The sequence below is a fragment of the Stenotrophomonas sp. 80084_Sma genome (genome assembly GCF_056481995.1).
The window spans coordinates 3195727-3208085 of sequence record NZ_CM151177.1; the positions used below are offsets into that span (position 1 = coordinate 3195727).

Sequence of the window (12359 nt, forward strand, 5' to 3'; positions counted from 1 at the left end):
ATGACTCCTGCAACAGAAAAGGCCGGGGTCTCCCCCGGCCTTTTCAGTTCATCCCGTTACCGCGATCAGGCGATCGCTTCCTGGTAACGGCGCTCGACTTCGTTCCAGTCGATGACGTTGAAGAACGCGCCGATGTATTCCGGACGACGGTTCTGGTACTTCAGGTAGTACGCGTGTTCCCACACGTCCAGGCCGAGGATGGGGGTGTTGCCTTCCATCAGCGGGCTGTCCTGGTTGCCGGTGCTCTCGACCACGACCTTCTTGTCCGGGGTCACGCTCAGCCACGCCCAGCCGCTGCCGAAACGGGTCAGCGCCGCCTTGGTGAAGGCGTCCTTGAACTTGTCGAAGCCGCCCAGGTCCTTGTCGATGGCCTTGGCCACGTCGCCCACCGGGTTGCCGCCAGCATTCGGAGCCATCACGGTCCAGAACAGCGAGTGGTTGGCATGGCCGCCACCGTTGTTGCGCACCGGACCCTGCAGGTTCTCCGGCAGCGACTTGAGCTTCTTCACCAGTTCTTCGACCGGCAGGTCAGCGTACTCGGTGCCTTCCAGCGCCGCGTTGACGTTGTTGATGTAGGTCTGGTGATGCTTGGTGTGATGGATTTCCATCGTCGCCGCATCGATATGCGGTTCCAGCGCGTCGTAGTCGTAGGACAGCTTGGGCAGGGTATAGGCCATGATGCATCTCCTGATTGCGAGGGCACCCGACGGTGTCGGGCGTTGCGCGGTGAATGATGGGGACAGACCGCCAGATTACCAAGGGGGATGTAAAGGAAATTGCGTCCTGCCAGTGAGCACGACGGCAATTGTTACGCGGCAGTGACGCGACGCCGTCCTCATGCACCGTGCAGCGCACAGGCGCTACAGTGCCCGCACCACCCTCGCCCGTCCCTGCCCATGCGCAACCCCCGGCTGCTGATCACCGCCATCGCCCTGCTGCTGCTCGGCCTGGTCGCCAACCATTTCATGCAGCGCCCGCCGGCGCCGCAGTTCGCGCCGGACCTGCAGGGTGCGCCTGCCGCGCGCGCGCCGGCCACGGCCGCAAGCGGTAACGACAACGGCCTGCCCGCGTTCCTGCCCGCCGAAGCCCGGCAGACCATCGCCCTGATCCAGCGTGGCGGCCCGTTCCCGCACCGCCAGGACGGCAGCACATTCGGCAACCGCGAACAGCAGCTGCCGCAGCGCCCGCGCGGCTACTACCGCGAATACACCGTCGACACCCCCGGTGCGCGCACCCGTGGCGCTCGCCGCATCGTCACCGGCGGCGATCCACCGGAGGCGTGGTACTACACCGACGACCACTACGAATCGTTCCGCAGCTTCACCGTACCGGCCCAGGGAGCGCAGTGATGAGCCACGATGATTTCGGCCTCGGCCTGCATGACATCAACAATGCAGGCGTTTACGCCATCGACAGCGACGACATCGGCGCACTGGCCGCGGCGATGCGCGATGCCGGGCTGAAGGTGATCCGCATCGACCTGGAAGGCGTGGCCGACAAGCGCACCCTGCTGGCCCGGCTGGCCGCGCAACTGGATTTCCCTGCCGGCTTCGGCGGCAACTGGGATGCGCTGTCGGACAACCTGCGCGACCTGCAGTGGCTGCCGGCCAACGGCTACGCGCTGTTCCTGGCCGACGTGGACACGTTGCGCGCCTCCACGCAGAAGGATTTCGACACGTTGCTGGACGTAATGGACGAAGCCAGCCGCGACTGGGTTGGCCGAGACGTGCCGTTCTGGGTGTTTCTGTCGCAGAGCGCGTGAGGTCATCGCCCAGGTAGAGGCCGGCCCTGGTCGGCACACGTGCTCCGGTAGATGCCGACCTTGGTCGGCGCTTCTGTGCCAACCAAGGTTGGCACCTACCAAAGTGCGAGCCGGCCAGCAGGTTGGCGGAGACGTGCCGTTCTGGGTGTTTCTGTCGCAGAGCGCGTGAGGTCACCACCCAGGTAGAGGCCGCCCCTGGTCGGCGCACGTGCATCCGGTAGATGCCGACCTTGGTCGGCGCTTCTGTGCCAACCAAGGTTGGCACCTACCAAAGCGCGGGCCGGCCAGTGGGTTGGCGGAGACCTGCCGTTCTGGATGTTTCTGTCGCAGAGCGCGTGAGGTCACCGCCCAGGTAGAGGCCGACCCTGGTCGGCGCTTCTGTGCCAACCAAGGTTGGCACCTACCAAAGCGCGCCAGCATGGCCGTCACATCCCGCGATGGGTCCATCGAAAAGCCCCCTTGTTGTTCAAGGGGGCGCGCCAACGGCGCGGGGATAAGGAAACATGCGTGGACAACGGGAGCCGTTAGCGGCTCCCGTTGTCTTCCTGCAGCTCTTTCTTGAACGGGATGTCCGGCGGCGGTCGTGCCACCGCTGGCTGGTCCTGCATGTTCGGATTGGTCAGTCCGCAGCCACCGCCGGCCTGCAGAATCGAGATCACGCAGGAGATCTTCGTACTGGTACCTGGCAACGGAATCTCCATAGCCTTGACGCCCTTGCGCACCCATTCGGCCAGCAGCGATTCCTGCGGCACCCAGTACTTGTCGAACGAAGTGGGCGTGTAGTCGTACGGCGGTCGCTTCAGCCAGGTGCCCGATTGCGCGATGCGTTCCTTGCTCCAGCCGTCGTTGGCGCCACCTGGCGCACCGCGCTCGGCACGCCCCTCGCCTTCCTGGCCCGGCACGCGGACGCTGCCATCGGCATTGAACAGGCCACTGCCCTTGCCGCTGGTACTGGCCTGGCGGGCGCCCTTGTCGGCGCCGTCCTGGTTGCGGCTCGATGCACCCCAGTCATCGCCCCTGGCGGGCGTGGCCCAGTTGCCCGGATTGGGGGCCGGGCGCGCTCCAGCCTGGGCCGGGGTCGTGCTGGATGCAGCAGGCCGCGCAGTGTTGCTGCTCGCTTGCGTCGCGCTTCCATTGGCCGCCGGCGCGGGCGTTGCCGCGGGTGCATTGCCACTGGAAGACGAAGGGGCTGCCACCGGTGCCGAGGCTACTTCGCGCTCGCGCACCTGTACGTCACGACCCGCCGGCGCATGCACTGCCGGTTCGCGACCGGCGACGGTCGCCATCCGCACCTGCGGATCAACCACCGCCTGCACTTCTCGCTCGCGCACCTGTACGTCGCGCTGCGGCACGCGCACCTGCACATCGGCCGTGCGCAGTGGCTGCGACACCGCCGGTGCATCGACCGTACTGACTTCGCGCTCCTGCACCGGGATGTCACGCAGCTGCGGCGTCCGCACCGCGATCTGCGGCGCACGCATCGCGGTTGGGGTTGGCGGCGCCTGCACCGGCTGCACGCTGCGCTCGCGCACCGTGGGTGTGGTGTCACGCGGCACGATGCTGACCTCGGTGCGCGGCACGCTGACCGGCGGCACCACGAAATCCGTGCTGGCCTGCGCCACTTCGGTGGCCTGCACCGGCGACGGTGGCGGGGCCGCAAGCGGGGCCGGCTCGGCTTCGGCCGGCGGCGACGGCGCGCTGGCTGTCGGTGCTGGAGCCGGTGCAGGTGCAGGCGCAGGCGCCGACGCGGCCGCAGGACGCGGCTCAGGTGCAGTCGCGGCCCCTGCTGCCTGGCCGGCGGCAACCTGGCCGGCCGGTGCAGCCGCAGCCGCCTCGGCACCCGGCTGATCGCCTCCGCCCTCCTGGGAGGCGCGGCCGACGAATTCCACCTGCACACGCTCGCCTTCGGCGCCCTCTGCTTCCGGTGCCGTGGTGCGGATCACCGCAACCCACAGCAGCAGCATGAAGAACAGCAGGTGCAGCAGCGCGCTGGCCAACGCCGAGGTCCAGCGCATCCAGCGCTGATCGCGCGGCGCAGCGTCCCAGTCCTGCCAGAACAACCGGCGCAGCGCCTGCCACGGCGACAGCCGGGGTGATTGGCCCGGCGGCCCAGGCAGCGGGCGCGGCAGCAATACCGCAATCACTTCGCGGGCGTGGAACGGCCGCGGCAGCGGGCCCAGCGAGCGCAGCCACAGCGCCCAGCCATAGGGCAGGCGCGTGGACTTCTCGAGGACGGCGCGTGGCTGCTGGCGGGCCAGCAGCAGTTCGATGAGTTGCTCGGCCCGGGTCAGAGGCACGCGTCAGCGGTCAGGCGACGTTGCCGCGCGGGATATACGGCGCGTGGCCGCTGTCATGGTCGGTCGCGTCGCGCACGGCGGTCACGCCCGGCACGCGGCCCATCAGGGTCTTCTCGATGCCCTGCTTGAGCGTCACGTCGGCCATGCCACAGCCCTGGCAGCCACCACCGAAGCGAAGCAGCACCACGCCGTCGGACGAGACTTCCTGCACGGCCACCTTGCCGCCATGCGAGGCCAGCTGCGGATTGACTTCGTTTTCCACCACCCAGTGCACGCGCTCGACCAGCGAAGCGGCATCGCCGGGGGCCTCGCCCTTGATGCGCGGCGCCTTGATGGTCAACTGCTGGGTACCGGCGGTGCCGGCGACGATGTCGATCTCGGCGCCATCGAGCCAGCCGACGCTGCTCGCATCGACGTAGAGGGTGAAGCCATCGCAGTCCACCGCCCACTCGTCACCGAGCAGGTCGGTCGGTTCGGCGAACTCCAGCCGGGCATCGGCGCGCGGGGTGCCGGGCTCGACCGCACTCAAGCGCACGCCCATGCCGGGCACGCCCTCGCGTTCGATCAGCTTGCGGAAATGGGTCTGGGCAGTGTCGGAGATCTGGATCATCAGGCTATTCTAGCCAAGTAAGCGTCAACCGCTCATTCGGTTTATACACCGTCCGGCGCATTGTTCAGTCAACACGAGGTGGAGATTCCCATGGCCGACCTGATTCCACTGGCCCAGGCCCGTTGCGTGCCGCGCAAAGGCAGCGATCACAAGCTTGGCGAAGCCCGCCTGGCCGAACTGCTGCCGCAGATTCCCGGCTGGGAGCTGAGCGAGGGCGGCCAGGCCCTGTCGCGCACCTTCCGCTTCAAGGATTACTACGCCACCATGGCCTTCGTGAACGCGCTGGCCTGGATCGCCCATCGCGAGGACCACCATCCGGACCTGGGCGTGCACTACGATCGCGCGGTCGTGCGCTTCTCCACCCACGATGTGGGCGGCCTGAGCGAGAACGACTTCATCTGTGCGGCGAAGACTTCGGCCCTGACGGAGCAACTGCCATGAACGTACGTTTGCTGAGCCTGTCCCTGATCGCTGCGACCGGCCTGGCCGGCTGTGGCGCGTCCGAACCAGCGGCACCGCCACCGCCGCCGCCCACCGAAGTGGCTGCGGTGAAGACACCGCCGCCGCAGTACCCGCTTGAGCTGGCCTGCATGGGTGTGGGCGGCACCAGCACCTTCAAGGTGACCATCGGCACCGACGGCAAGCCGAGCGAAGTGGCTCTGCTGACCGGCGCCGGCAACCCCCAGCTGGACGAGCTGGCCAGGACCGCCGTACAGGGCTGGCAGTTCAATGCCGCCACCCGCAACGGCCAGCCCGTGCCGGCCACGATCCAGGTGCCGGTGAGCTTCAACCCGCCGCAGCCGAAGCCGGACCAGTGCTTCGCCATCGAAGAACGCCTGCGCCGCGGCGGCTGATCGCGCGCGCCCCGACGAGGCCAGCCGACGCCCGCCTCGCCCTCCCCGCCCCGGGTTCATCCGGGGCGGTTGTCTGTTGACCAGGACCGCGTCGGTACATGCTGCAGATTCCCCCCGAAAATGTCTGGATCGCACTGGCGGTCACCCTCGCGGCCGGCCTGGCCACCGCCATCGGCAGCCTGCTGGTGCTGTTCTCGCGCCGCCCCAACCCGCGCCTGCTGGCCTTCGGCCTGGCCTTCGCCGGCGGTGCGATGGTCTATGTGTCGCTGTCGGAGATCCTCAACAAGTCCATTGCCTCGTTCGCACTGGCCTATGGCGAGCGCACCGGCTTCACCTACGGCACTCTGGCCTTCCTGCTGGGCGTGATCGTGATCGTGCTGATCGACCACTTCATCCCCAACCCGCATGACAGCCTGGACAAGCAGGACCCGGCGTTCCGCGAGAACAGCCGCGAGTACCTGAAGCGGGTTGCCCTGCTGACCTCGATCGCGATCACCGCGCACAACTTCCCGGAAGGGTTGGCAACCTTCTTTGCCACGCTGGAGAGTCCGTCGGTCGGCATGCCGCTGGCCTTCGCCATCGCCATCCACAACATCCCCGAGGGCATTGCGATTGCGGTGCCGGTGTACTTCGCCACCCAGAACAAGTTCTACGCGTTCAGCGCCAGCCTGCTGTCGGGCCTGGCCGAACCGGTAGGCGCGGCGCTGGGCTACTGGCTACTGTCCGGATCACTGTCGCACGCCACCTTCGGCTGGGTGTTCGGGCTGATCGCCGGCGTGATGGTGTTCCTGGCGCTGGATGAACTGCTGCCGGCGGCCAAGCGCTATGCCAAGGGCCACGAAACGGTGTACGGGCTGGTGGCAGGCATGGGCACGCTGGCGATCAGCCTGGTGCTGTTCAAGTGGTGAGGGGTTTGCGACCCGCCCCGTAGAGTCGAGCCATGCTCGACTGCTCTTCGGCCGGGGCGCGCGAAAAGCCAGTCGAGCATGGCTCGACTCTACAACGGGAGCGCCGGGCACGGCCCGGCGCCAGCTTCAGCGCAACCGGTCCAGCGCCTCGACCAGCTCATCGGCCAGCGGTGCGTTCAGCACGTACGGGCTCTTGCCGTCGTCCAGCGCGAACTCCAGCGAGGCCGCGTGCAGGAACAGACGCTTCAGCCCGATCTGCTCACGAAGCCGCTTGTTGACCGCAGGATCGCCGTATTTGTCGTCACCGGCCACCGGATGCCCCAGATGCTGGGCATGCACGCGGATCTGGTGGGTACGGCCGGTCTCGATGCGGACTTCGCAGTAGGAATGACCACCGCGACGCTCCAGCACACGGAAGTGGCTGATCGATTCCTTGCCGATCGCATTGACCTGCACATGGCGCTCGCCGCCCTGGCGCAGGCCCACGTGCAGCGGCGCATCGACCGTCATCACGCCGTCGGGCATGCGCCCGGCCAGCAGGGTCAGGTAGCGCTTGCGGATGCCGGCGCCGTGATCTTCACGCAGCAGCGCCTGCAGTTCGCTCAGCGCCGAGCGCTTCTTGGCCACGATCAGCAGGCCCGAGGTGTCGCGATCCAACCGGTGGACCAGCTCCAGGGTCTGGCCTGGGCGCAGGGCGCGCAGGGTCTCGATGGCACCGAAACTGATGCCGCTGCCGCCATGGCTGGCCACGCCGGTCGGCTTGTTCAGGGCCAGCAGGCGGGCATCCTCGAAGACGATGGCCTGCTCCAGGCGGCGCATGAACGCCTCCGGCGGACCGGCCTTGTCTCCCTCTTCGGTGAGACGGACCGGCGGCACACGCACCTCATCACCCGCCTCGAGCTTGCGTTCGGCCTTGGCGCGGCCACCATTCACCCGTACCTGGCCGCTGCGCACCAGCTTGTAGACCAGGCTGCGCGGGGCACCCTTCAGCTGGCCGAGCAGGAAGTTGTCCAGGCGCTGGCCGGCACGGTCGGCGGGAACGGTGATCATGCGCACGGAAGGCTTGTCGCCAGCGGGTTTGGTGGGGTCTTGGGCAGTCATCAGGCTGTTTATTCTGTTACACTCGGGGGGCGAGATAAGGGATTGATTTCGTTGGAAGTTACTCAGGGCCAGAAGCCCAGCTTCCGACGAATCCGGCACAGTGCGCGACCACCGCCCGCGGGGCGGCCATGTTAGCGGCTCACCGGCCTTCCCGGCCATCGCCGGATGCCTGACACGCAACCGTGCTGAACATGTCCCGCGTGGCGCTCCAGCCTGGCTGACAGCTGCCTGCGGCCTGTAACACCCCAAAACCCATAAGAGTGAAGCGCTCCCGCGGCCTGCCGTGGTGTCGTAGCGCTGGAAACCCAAGCCGCCCTCCCCGCGCTTGCGCGAATGGGCGGCGAACCGTGTCCAGAGGCGAAACCCCATGGCGTTCCGCGCGGTAGCCGCTTGCGAGGAACGCAACAATGAAGCGAATGCTGATCAACGCTACGCAGGCTGAAGAGCTGCGTGTTGCCATCGTGGATGGCCAGTCGTTGTATGACATCGACATCGAGCAGCCGTCGAAGGAACAGAAGAAGTCCAACATCTACAAGGGCCGGATCTTCCGCATCGAGCCCTCGCTGGAAGCGGCCTTCGTTGAATACGGTGGCGGCCGCCATGGCTTCCTGCCGCTGAAGGAAATCTCCCGCGATTACTTCCAGGCCGGTGTCGACCACAACAAGGCCGGCATCCGCGAACTGCTGAAGGAAGGCCAGGAGATCGTTGTCCAGGTCGACAAGGAAGAGCGTGGCAACAAGGGCGCCGCCCTGACCACGTTCATCTCGCTGGCCGGCCGCTACATGGTGCTGATGCCGAACTCGCCCAGCGCCGGCGGTGTCTCCCGTCGCATCGAGGGCGAAGACCGGGCCGCCCTGAAGGACGCCCTGGACAAGCTGAACATCCCCGACGACATGGGCGTGATCATCCGCACCGCCGGCGTCGGCCGCGATGCCGAAGAGCTGCAGTGGGATCTGGATTACCTGCTGAACGTCTGGCGCGCCATCGCCGAAGCCGCGCTGAGCAAGCCGGCCCCGTTCCTGATCTACCAGGAATCGCGCCTGATCGTGCGCGCCCTGCGTGACTACCTGCGCGCCGACATCGGCGAGATCCTGGTGGACACCGAGGAGATGTACGAGCACGCCCGCGAGTTCATGCAGCAGGTGATGCCGCAGACCCTGCGCAAGCTCAAGCATTACAAGGACGACATCCCGCTGTTCAACCGCTTCCAGATCGAATCGCAGATCGAAGGCGCCTACGAGCGCAACGTGCGCCTGCCGTCAGGCGGCTCGATCGTGGTCGACCAGACCGAAGCGCTGACCGCCGTCGACGTGAACTCCTCGCGCGCCACCAAGGGCAGCGACATCGAGGACACCGCCTTCCAGACCAACCTGGAAGCGGCCGAGGAAGTGGCCCGCCAGCTGCGCCTGCGTGACCTGGGCGGCCTGGTGGTGATCGACTTCATCGACATGGCCTCCAACAAGCACCAGCGCGAAGTCGAGAACCGCCTCGCCAACGCGCTGAAGTACGACCGTGCGCGCGTGCAGGTCGGCCGCATCTCGCGCTTCGGCCTGTTGGAAATGAGCCGCCAGCGCCTGCGCCCGAGCCTGGGCGAGTCCAGCCAGATCGTCTGCCCGCGTTGCGACGGCCACGGCCGCATGCGCAGCGTTGAGTCGCTGTCGCTGTCGATCATCCGCGTCGCCGAAGAGCATGCGATGAAGGAGAACACCGGGCAGGTGCTGGTGCAGGCCCCGGTGGAGATCGCCAACTACCTGTTGAACGAAAAGCGCAGCGCCCTGCGTGAGATCGAGCAGCGCCACGAGGCGCCGATCGTGATCGTCGCCGACGAGCAGCTGCACACCCCGCACTACACCGTCACCCGCCTGCGTGAGAACGAGCTGGGTGAAGAGAGCAACAAGCCCAGCTACCAGCGCGGCACCCCGCGCAAGCTGCCGGTGCACGCGCTGACCAAGGGTCAGCTGAACATCCCGCCGCCGGCGGTGACCCAGGTCAAGCACACCTCCCCCGCTCCGGTGCGCGAGGAAGTGGAGCCGGCCGCAGCGGCACCGGCCCCGGTCGTGGCAGCGCCGGTTGCAGCGGCCCCGAGCGGCGGCGTGATCGGTTGGCTCAAGCGCGTGTTCGGTGGCGAACCGGCGCCGGCACCGGCACCGGCGGCTCCGGTCGCCCGCCAGCAGCAGGACGGCGGCCGCAAGGACCGCAACAAGGATCGCAACAAGGACCGCAAGGACCGTCGCGACGACAACCGTGGCAACGGCGGCAACGGCAACGCGCAGCAGCAGAAGGACGGCGGCAACCGCAAGGAGCGCGGTGAGCAGCGCAGCAAGGACGGCCGCAACGGTAACAACGGCAATGCCCAGCAGCAGCCGCAGCAGGGCAAGCAGAAGGAGCCGCAGCAGAAGGATGGCCAGCAGCAGCCGCAGCAGCAGAACAAGCCGCGCAACGAGCAGCAGGGCCAGAACCCGCAGCAGCCGAAGCTGAAGCAGCCGAAGCAGCCGCGCCCGCAGCAGGACGGTGACAAGCCGGCCGAGAAGCCGCAGCGCAACGCCACCGAAGCACCGGCCGAAGCCGTGACCGCGGCTGCAGCCGTGGCCGCCACGGCGGTCGTCGCCAATGCGGTGACCGCGCAGGAAGCAACCGCGCCGGTTGCTCCGGTGGCCGCCGCTCCAGCGGAAGCCGCAGCACCGGTCGACACGACTGCCAACACCGCCAGCGAGGCCGAGGTGGTTGCGGTTGCCGGTGAAGAGGCTGCAACCGACGCCAATGGCGAGCAGACCGGCGAAGGCGCGACCCGCCGTCGTCGCGGCCGTCGCGGTGGCCGTCGCCGTCGTCGCGGTGGCGCCGAAAATGCCGCCGGCAGCGACGCCCTGGGCGATGACCAGGATGATGGTGACGACGGTGATGACGCCGACGGCGCCGAGCCGAGCGTCGACAGCACTGCCGGCACTGCGCCGGTCGCTGCTGCGCAGCCGGCCCGTTCGCAGCCGGAGTTCGACTTCGATGACGAAGCCGAACCGGCCGCTGCCGACGCCGCAAAGCCGGTCCGTGCTGCCGCCGCTGTTGCCGCCGCACCGGTTGCCGTGGTGAGCAGCGCTGTGGTCGAAGCCGCCGCCCCGGTCGTGGCTGAAGTGCAGGCCCCGGTCGAAGCTGCTGCGAAGGCTGAAGCGGTGTCCTCGCCGGTGCAGACCAGCATGCTCGATGCCATCGACGCCGCGACCCCGGCCCAGCCGGTAGCCGCTGCCGCGCCGGTGACCGAAGCAAAGCCGGTCGCAGTTGAAGCCGCCCCGGTGGTTGAAGCCGCTCCGGTGATCGAAGCGAAGCCGGCGGCGGTCGAGGCTGCGCCGGTCGCTGAAGCCAAGCCAGAGATCGTTGAAGCCGCTGCGGCAGTTGAAGCCAAGCCGGTGACCGTTGAGGCCGCGCCGGTGATTGAAGCCACGCCGGTCGTCGAGCCCGTCGTGGCCGCCGAACAGCCGGTCGCTCCGGTGGCGGTGGAAGCCGCGCCGATCGAGGCCGCTGCCCCGGTCGCCGAAGCGGTGGTGACGCCGTCGATCGACCCGGTCGCCGATGGCCATGCCGACGCTGCGGCCCAGGCCGCAGAAGCCAAGACCGATGAAGAAGACGAAGAGGCCGCCAAGCGCACGCCGCCGGCGAACTGATCGCTCCTTGATCGCGTGAAAACCAAACGGCGGGGATCAATGATCCCCGCCGTTTTTGTGTGTGCGTTTGGCGCTGGCTTCGCTTTGGTAGAAGCCAACCTTGGTTGGCGCCGTTGATTGAGCGAACGCGGACACGTCCGTGCCAACCAAGGTTGGCACCCACCAGGGCACACCCCGCGCACGGTCACTGCTTTGGTAGAGGCCAACCTTGGTTGGCGCCGTTGATTCAGTGCACGCGGACACGTTCGTGCCAACCAAGGTTGGCACCTGCCGGAGCCTGCTCCGTCAGGGCTTCGGTGCGAACTGCAACCGGGTCCACACGCCGTAGTGGTCCGAGGCCCAGCGTCCGCTGTCATCGGGCTGGTCGAACAGCAGCTTCGCCTCGCGCGCGACCATCTCGTCCTGCTGGAAGAAGATGTGGTCGATCCGCGACGGCGCCTGGTAATAGTGGCGGTTGAGCGTACTGACCCCGGACAGGTCGGTATTGACGTGCACGCTGCCGTAGCTGTCGCCGTAGTGGCTGCGCAGCTCGCTCAGGTCGCCGGCATCCACCAGCGCATTGAAGTCGCCCGCGATCACCACCGGCGCACCGGCCGACGTCGTGGTGATGAAGCGCAGCAGGTCCTCGACCTGGGTGCGACGGGTGCGCTGCCCACTCTCATCGCTGCGCTCGTTCAGATGCGTGGCGTAGACGTTCACCGGCGTACCGTCGACGTCGATGCGCAGGTGAGCCACGGTGCGGTAGTCGTCCAGCGGCAACAGCAGGTGATCGTTCCGGGCCAGCACCGGGCGCCGGGTCAGCAGCGCATTGCCATAGCGCTTCGGTGCCCCGACCGGATCGGTGGAAACGAACAGATACGTGTAGCCGAGCTGGCTGGCCAGCCACTGCGCCTGGTTGCGCAGGGTACGGCGCTGGATCACCTCCTGCAGGGCAATCGCATCGGGCTGCAGGCGCTTGAGTTCGGCAACGATGCTGCGCCGGCGGCTCGGCCAGTCCTCGCGATCATGATGCAGGTTGAAGGTGACCATGCTCATGCCCGCTGCGCTGGCAACGTCGGGCGCCGCGTTCGCGGCAGCCGGCTCGGCCGCCATCATCACGCCCGGCACTGCCAATGCAATTGCCAGCCCCAGGGCACGCACCGACGTGCGCACCCCTGCCCCCTGTTGCTTCATC

General features: G+C 67.7%; 11 protein-coding genes. 6 read left to right on the forward strand and 5 right to left on the reverse strand.

Going from position 1 to position 12359, the window contains the following annotated elements:
• Positions 1-65 precede the first annotated feature (65 nt).
• Positions 66-677, reverse strand: coding sequence for a Fe-Mn family superoxide dismutase (locus tag ACZK3W_RS14850; protein WP_197615980.1), 612 nt, complete (start codon positions 675-677; stop codon positions 66-68).
• Between the two features lie 219 nt (positions 678-896).
• On the opposite strand from ACZK3W_RS14850, the gene ACZK3W_RS14855 reads away from it, so the two are divergent.
• Both ACZK3W_RS14855 and ACZK3W_RS14860 read left to right on the forward strand, forming a co-directional pair.
• Positions 897-1349 (forward strand): ribonuclease domain-containing protein, encoded by a 453-nt coding sequence (locus tag ACZK3W_RS14855; protein ID WP_197615981.1) that lies wholly within the window; start codon positions 897-899, stop codon positions 1347-1349.
• The gene (locus ACZK3W_RS14860) at positions 1349-1762 is read left to right on the forward strand and encodes a barstar family protein (RefSeq protein WP_032129660.1); all 414 of its coding nucleotides are present in this window, start codon (positions 1349-1351) and stop codon (positions 1760-1762) included. Before ACZK3W_RS14855 ends, ACZK3W_RS14860 begins: the two co-directional genes overlap by 1 nt.
• A 524-nt stretch (positions 1763-2286) precedes the next feature.
• On the opposite strand, the gene ACZK3W_RS14865 is transcribed toward ACZK3W_RS14860, so the two are convergent.
• Complete coding sequence (locus tag ACZK3W_RS14865) at positions 2287-4059, reverse strand: hypothetical protein (protein WP_197615982.1); 1773 nt, start codon at positions 4057-4059, stop codon at positions 2287-2289.
• A 10-nt stretch (positions 4060-4069) separates the two neighbouring features.
• Positions 4070-4669: an NfuA family Fe-S biogenesis protein gene (locus ACZK3W_RS14870; RefSeq protein WP_032129662.1), complete on the reverse strand. Its 600-nt coding sequence runs from the start codon at positions 4667-4669 to the stop codon at positions 4070-4072.
• Positions 4670-4759: 90 nt separating this feature from the next.
• Here ACZK3W_RS14870 and ACZK3W_RS14875 point away from each other — a divergent pair, with 90 nt between their 5' ends.
• The 3 genes from ACZK3W_RS14875 (at position 4760) to zupT (ending at position 6431) form a co-directional block, all read left to right on the forward strand.
• Positions 4760-5110 (forward strand): 4a-hydroxytetrahydrobiopterin dehydratase, encoded by a 351-nt coding sequence (locus tag ACZK3W_RS14875; RefSeq protein ID WP_006456031.1) that lies wholly within the window; start codon positions 4760-4762, stop codon positions 5108-5110.
• Complete coding sequence (locus ACZK3W_RS14880; protein ID WP_032129663.1) at positions 5107-5523, forward strand: energy transducer TonB; 417 nt, start codon at positions 5107-5109, stop codon at positions 5521-5523. Before ACZK3W_RS14875 ends, ACZK3W_RS14880 begins: the two co-directional genes overlap by 4 nt.
• A 98-nt stretch (positions 5524-5621) precedes the next feature.
• Positions 5622-6431 (forward strand): zinc transporter ZupT, encoded by an 810-nt coding sequence (gene zupT, locus ACZK3W_RS14885; RefSeq protein ID WP_006456115.1) that lies wholly within the window; start codon positions 5622-5624, stop codon positions 6429-6431.
• Between the two features lie 126 nt (positions 6432-6557).
• Here the strand turns inward: zupT and ACZK3W_RS14890 are convergent, their stop codons facing one another.
• Positions 6558-7532 carry an RluA family pseudouridine synthase gene (locus ACZK3W_RS14890; protein ID WP_049401092.1) on the reverse strand — a complete coding sequence of 325 codons (975 nt, stop codon included), beginning with the start codon at positions 7530-7532 and terminating at the stop codon, positions 6558-6560.
• 407 nt (positions 7533-7939) lie between these two features.
• On the opposite strand from ACZK3W_RS14890, the gene rne reads away from it, so the two are divergent.
• Positions 7940-11185 carry a ribonuclease E gene (gene rne, locus ACZK3W_RS14895; RefSeq protein WP_197631847.1) on the forward strand — a complete coding sequence of 1082 codons (3246 nt, stop codon included), beginning with the start codon at positions 7940-7942 and terminating at the stop codon, positions 11183-11185.
• A gap of 285 nt (positions 11186-11470) precedes the next feature.
• Here rne and ACZK3W_RS14900 read toward each other — a convergent pair whose 3' ends face one another.
• Positions 11471-12358: an endonuclease/exonuclease/phosphatase family protein gene (locus ACZK3W_RS14900; RefSeq protein WP_197615984.1), complete on the reverse strand. Its 888-nt coding sequence runs from the start codon at positions 12356-12358 to the stop codon at positions 11471-11473.
• Position 12359: the final 1 nt, after the last annotated feature.

Bases quoted from the DNA above. Each gene is read 5' to 3' on its own strand.
- ACZK3W_RS14850 (WP_197615980.1), bottom strand. From the start codon at position 677: ATGGCCTATACCCTGCCCAAGCTGTCCTACGACTACGACGCGCTGGAA.
- ACZK3W_RS14855 (WP_197615981.1), top strand. From the start codon at position 897: ATGCGCAACCCCCGGCTGCTGATCACCGCCATCGCCCTGCTGCTGCTC.
- ACZK3W_RS14860 (WP_032129660.1), top strand. From the start codon at position 1,349: ATGAGCCACGATGATTTCGGCCTCGGCCTGCATGACATCAACAATGCA.
- ACZK3W_RS14870 (WP_032129662.1), bottom strand. From the start codon at position 4,669: ATGATCCAGATCTCCGACACTGCCCAGACCCATTTCCGCAAGCTGATC.
- ACZK3W_RS14875 (WP_006456031.1), top strand. From the start codon at position 4,760: ATGGCCGACCTGATTCCACTGGCCCAGGCCCGTTGCGTGCCGCGCAAA.
- ACZK3W_RS14880 (WP_032129663.1), top strand. From the start codon at position 5,107: ATGAACGTACGTTTGCTGAGCCTGTCCCTGATCGCTGCGACCGGCCTG.
- zupT (WP_006456115.1), top strand. From the start codon at position 5,622: ATGCTGCAGATTCCCCCCGAAAATGTCTGGATCGCACTGGCGGTCACC.
- ACZK3W_RS14890 (WP_049401092.1), bottom strand. From the start codon at position 7,532: ATGACTGCCCAAGACCCCACCAAACCCGCTGGCGACAAGCCTTCCGTG.
- rne (WP_197631847.1), top strand. From the start codon at position 7,940: ATGAAGCGAATGCTGATCAACGCTACGCAGGCTGAAGAGCTGCGTGTT.
- ACZK3W_RS14900 (WP_197615984.1), bottom strand. From the start codon at position 12,358: ATGAAGCAACAGGGGGCAGGGGTGCGCACGTCGGTGCGTGCCCTGGGG.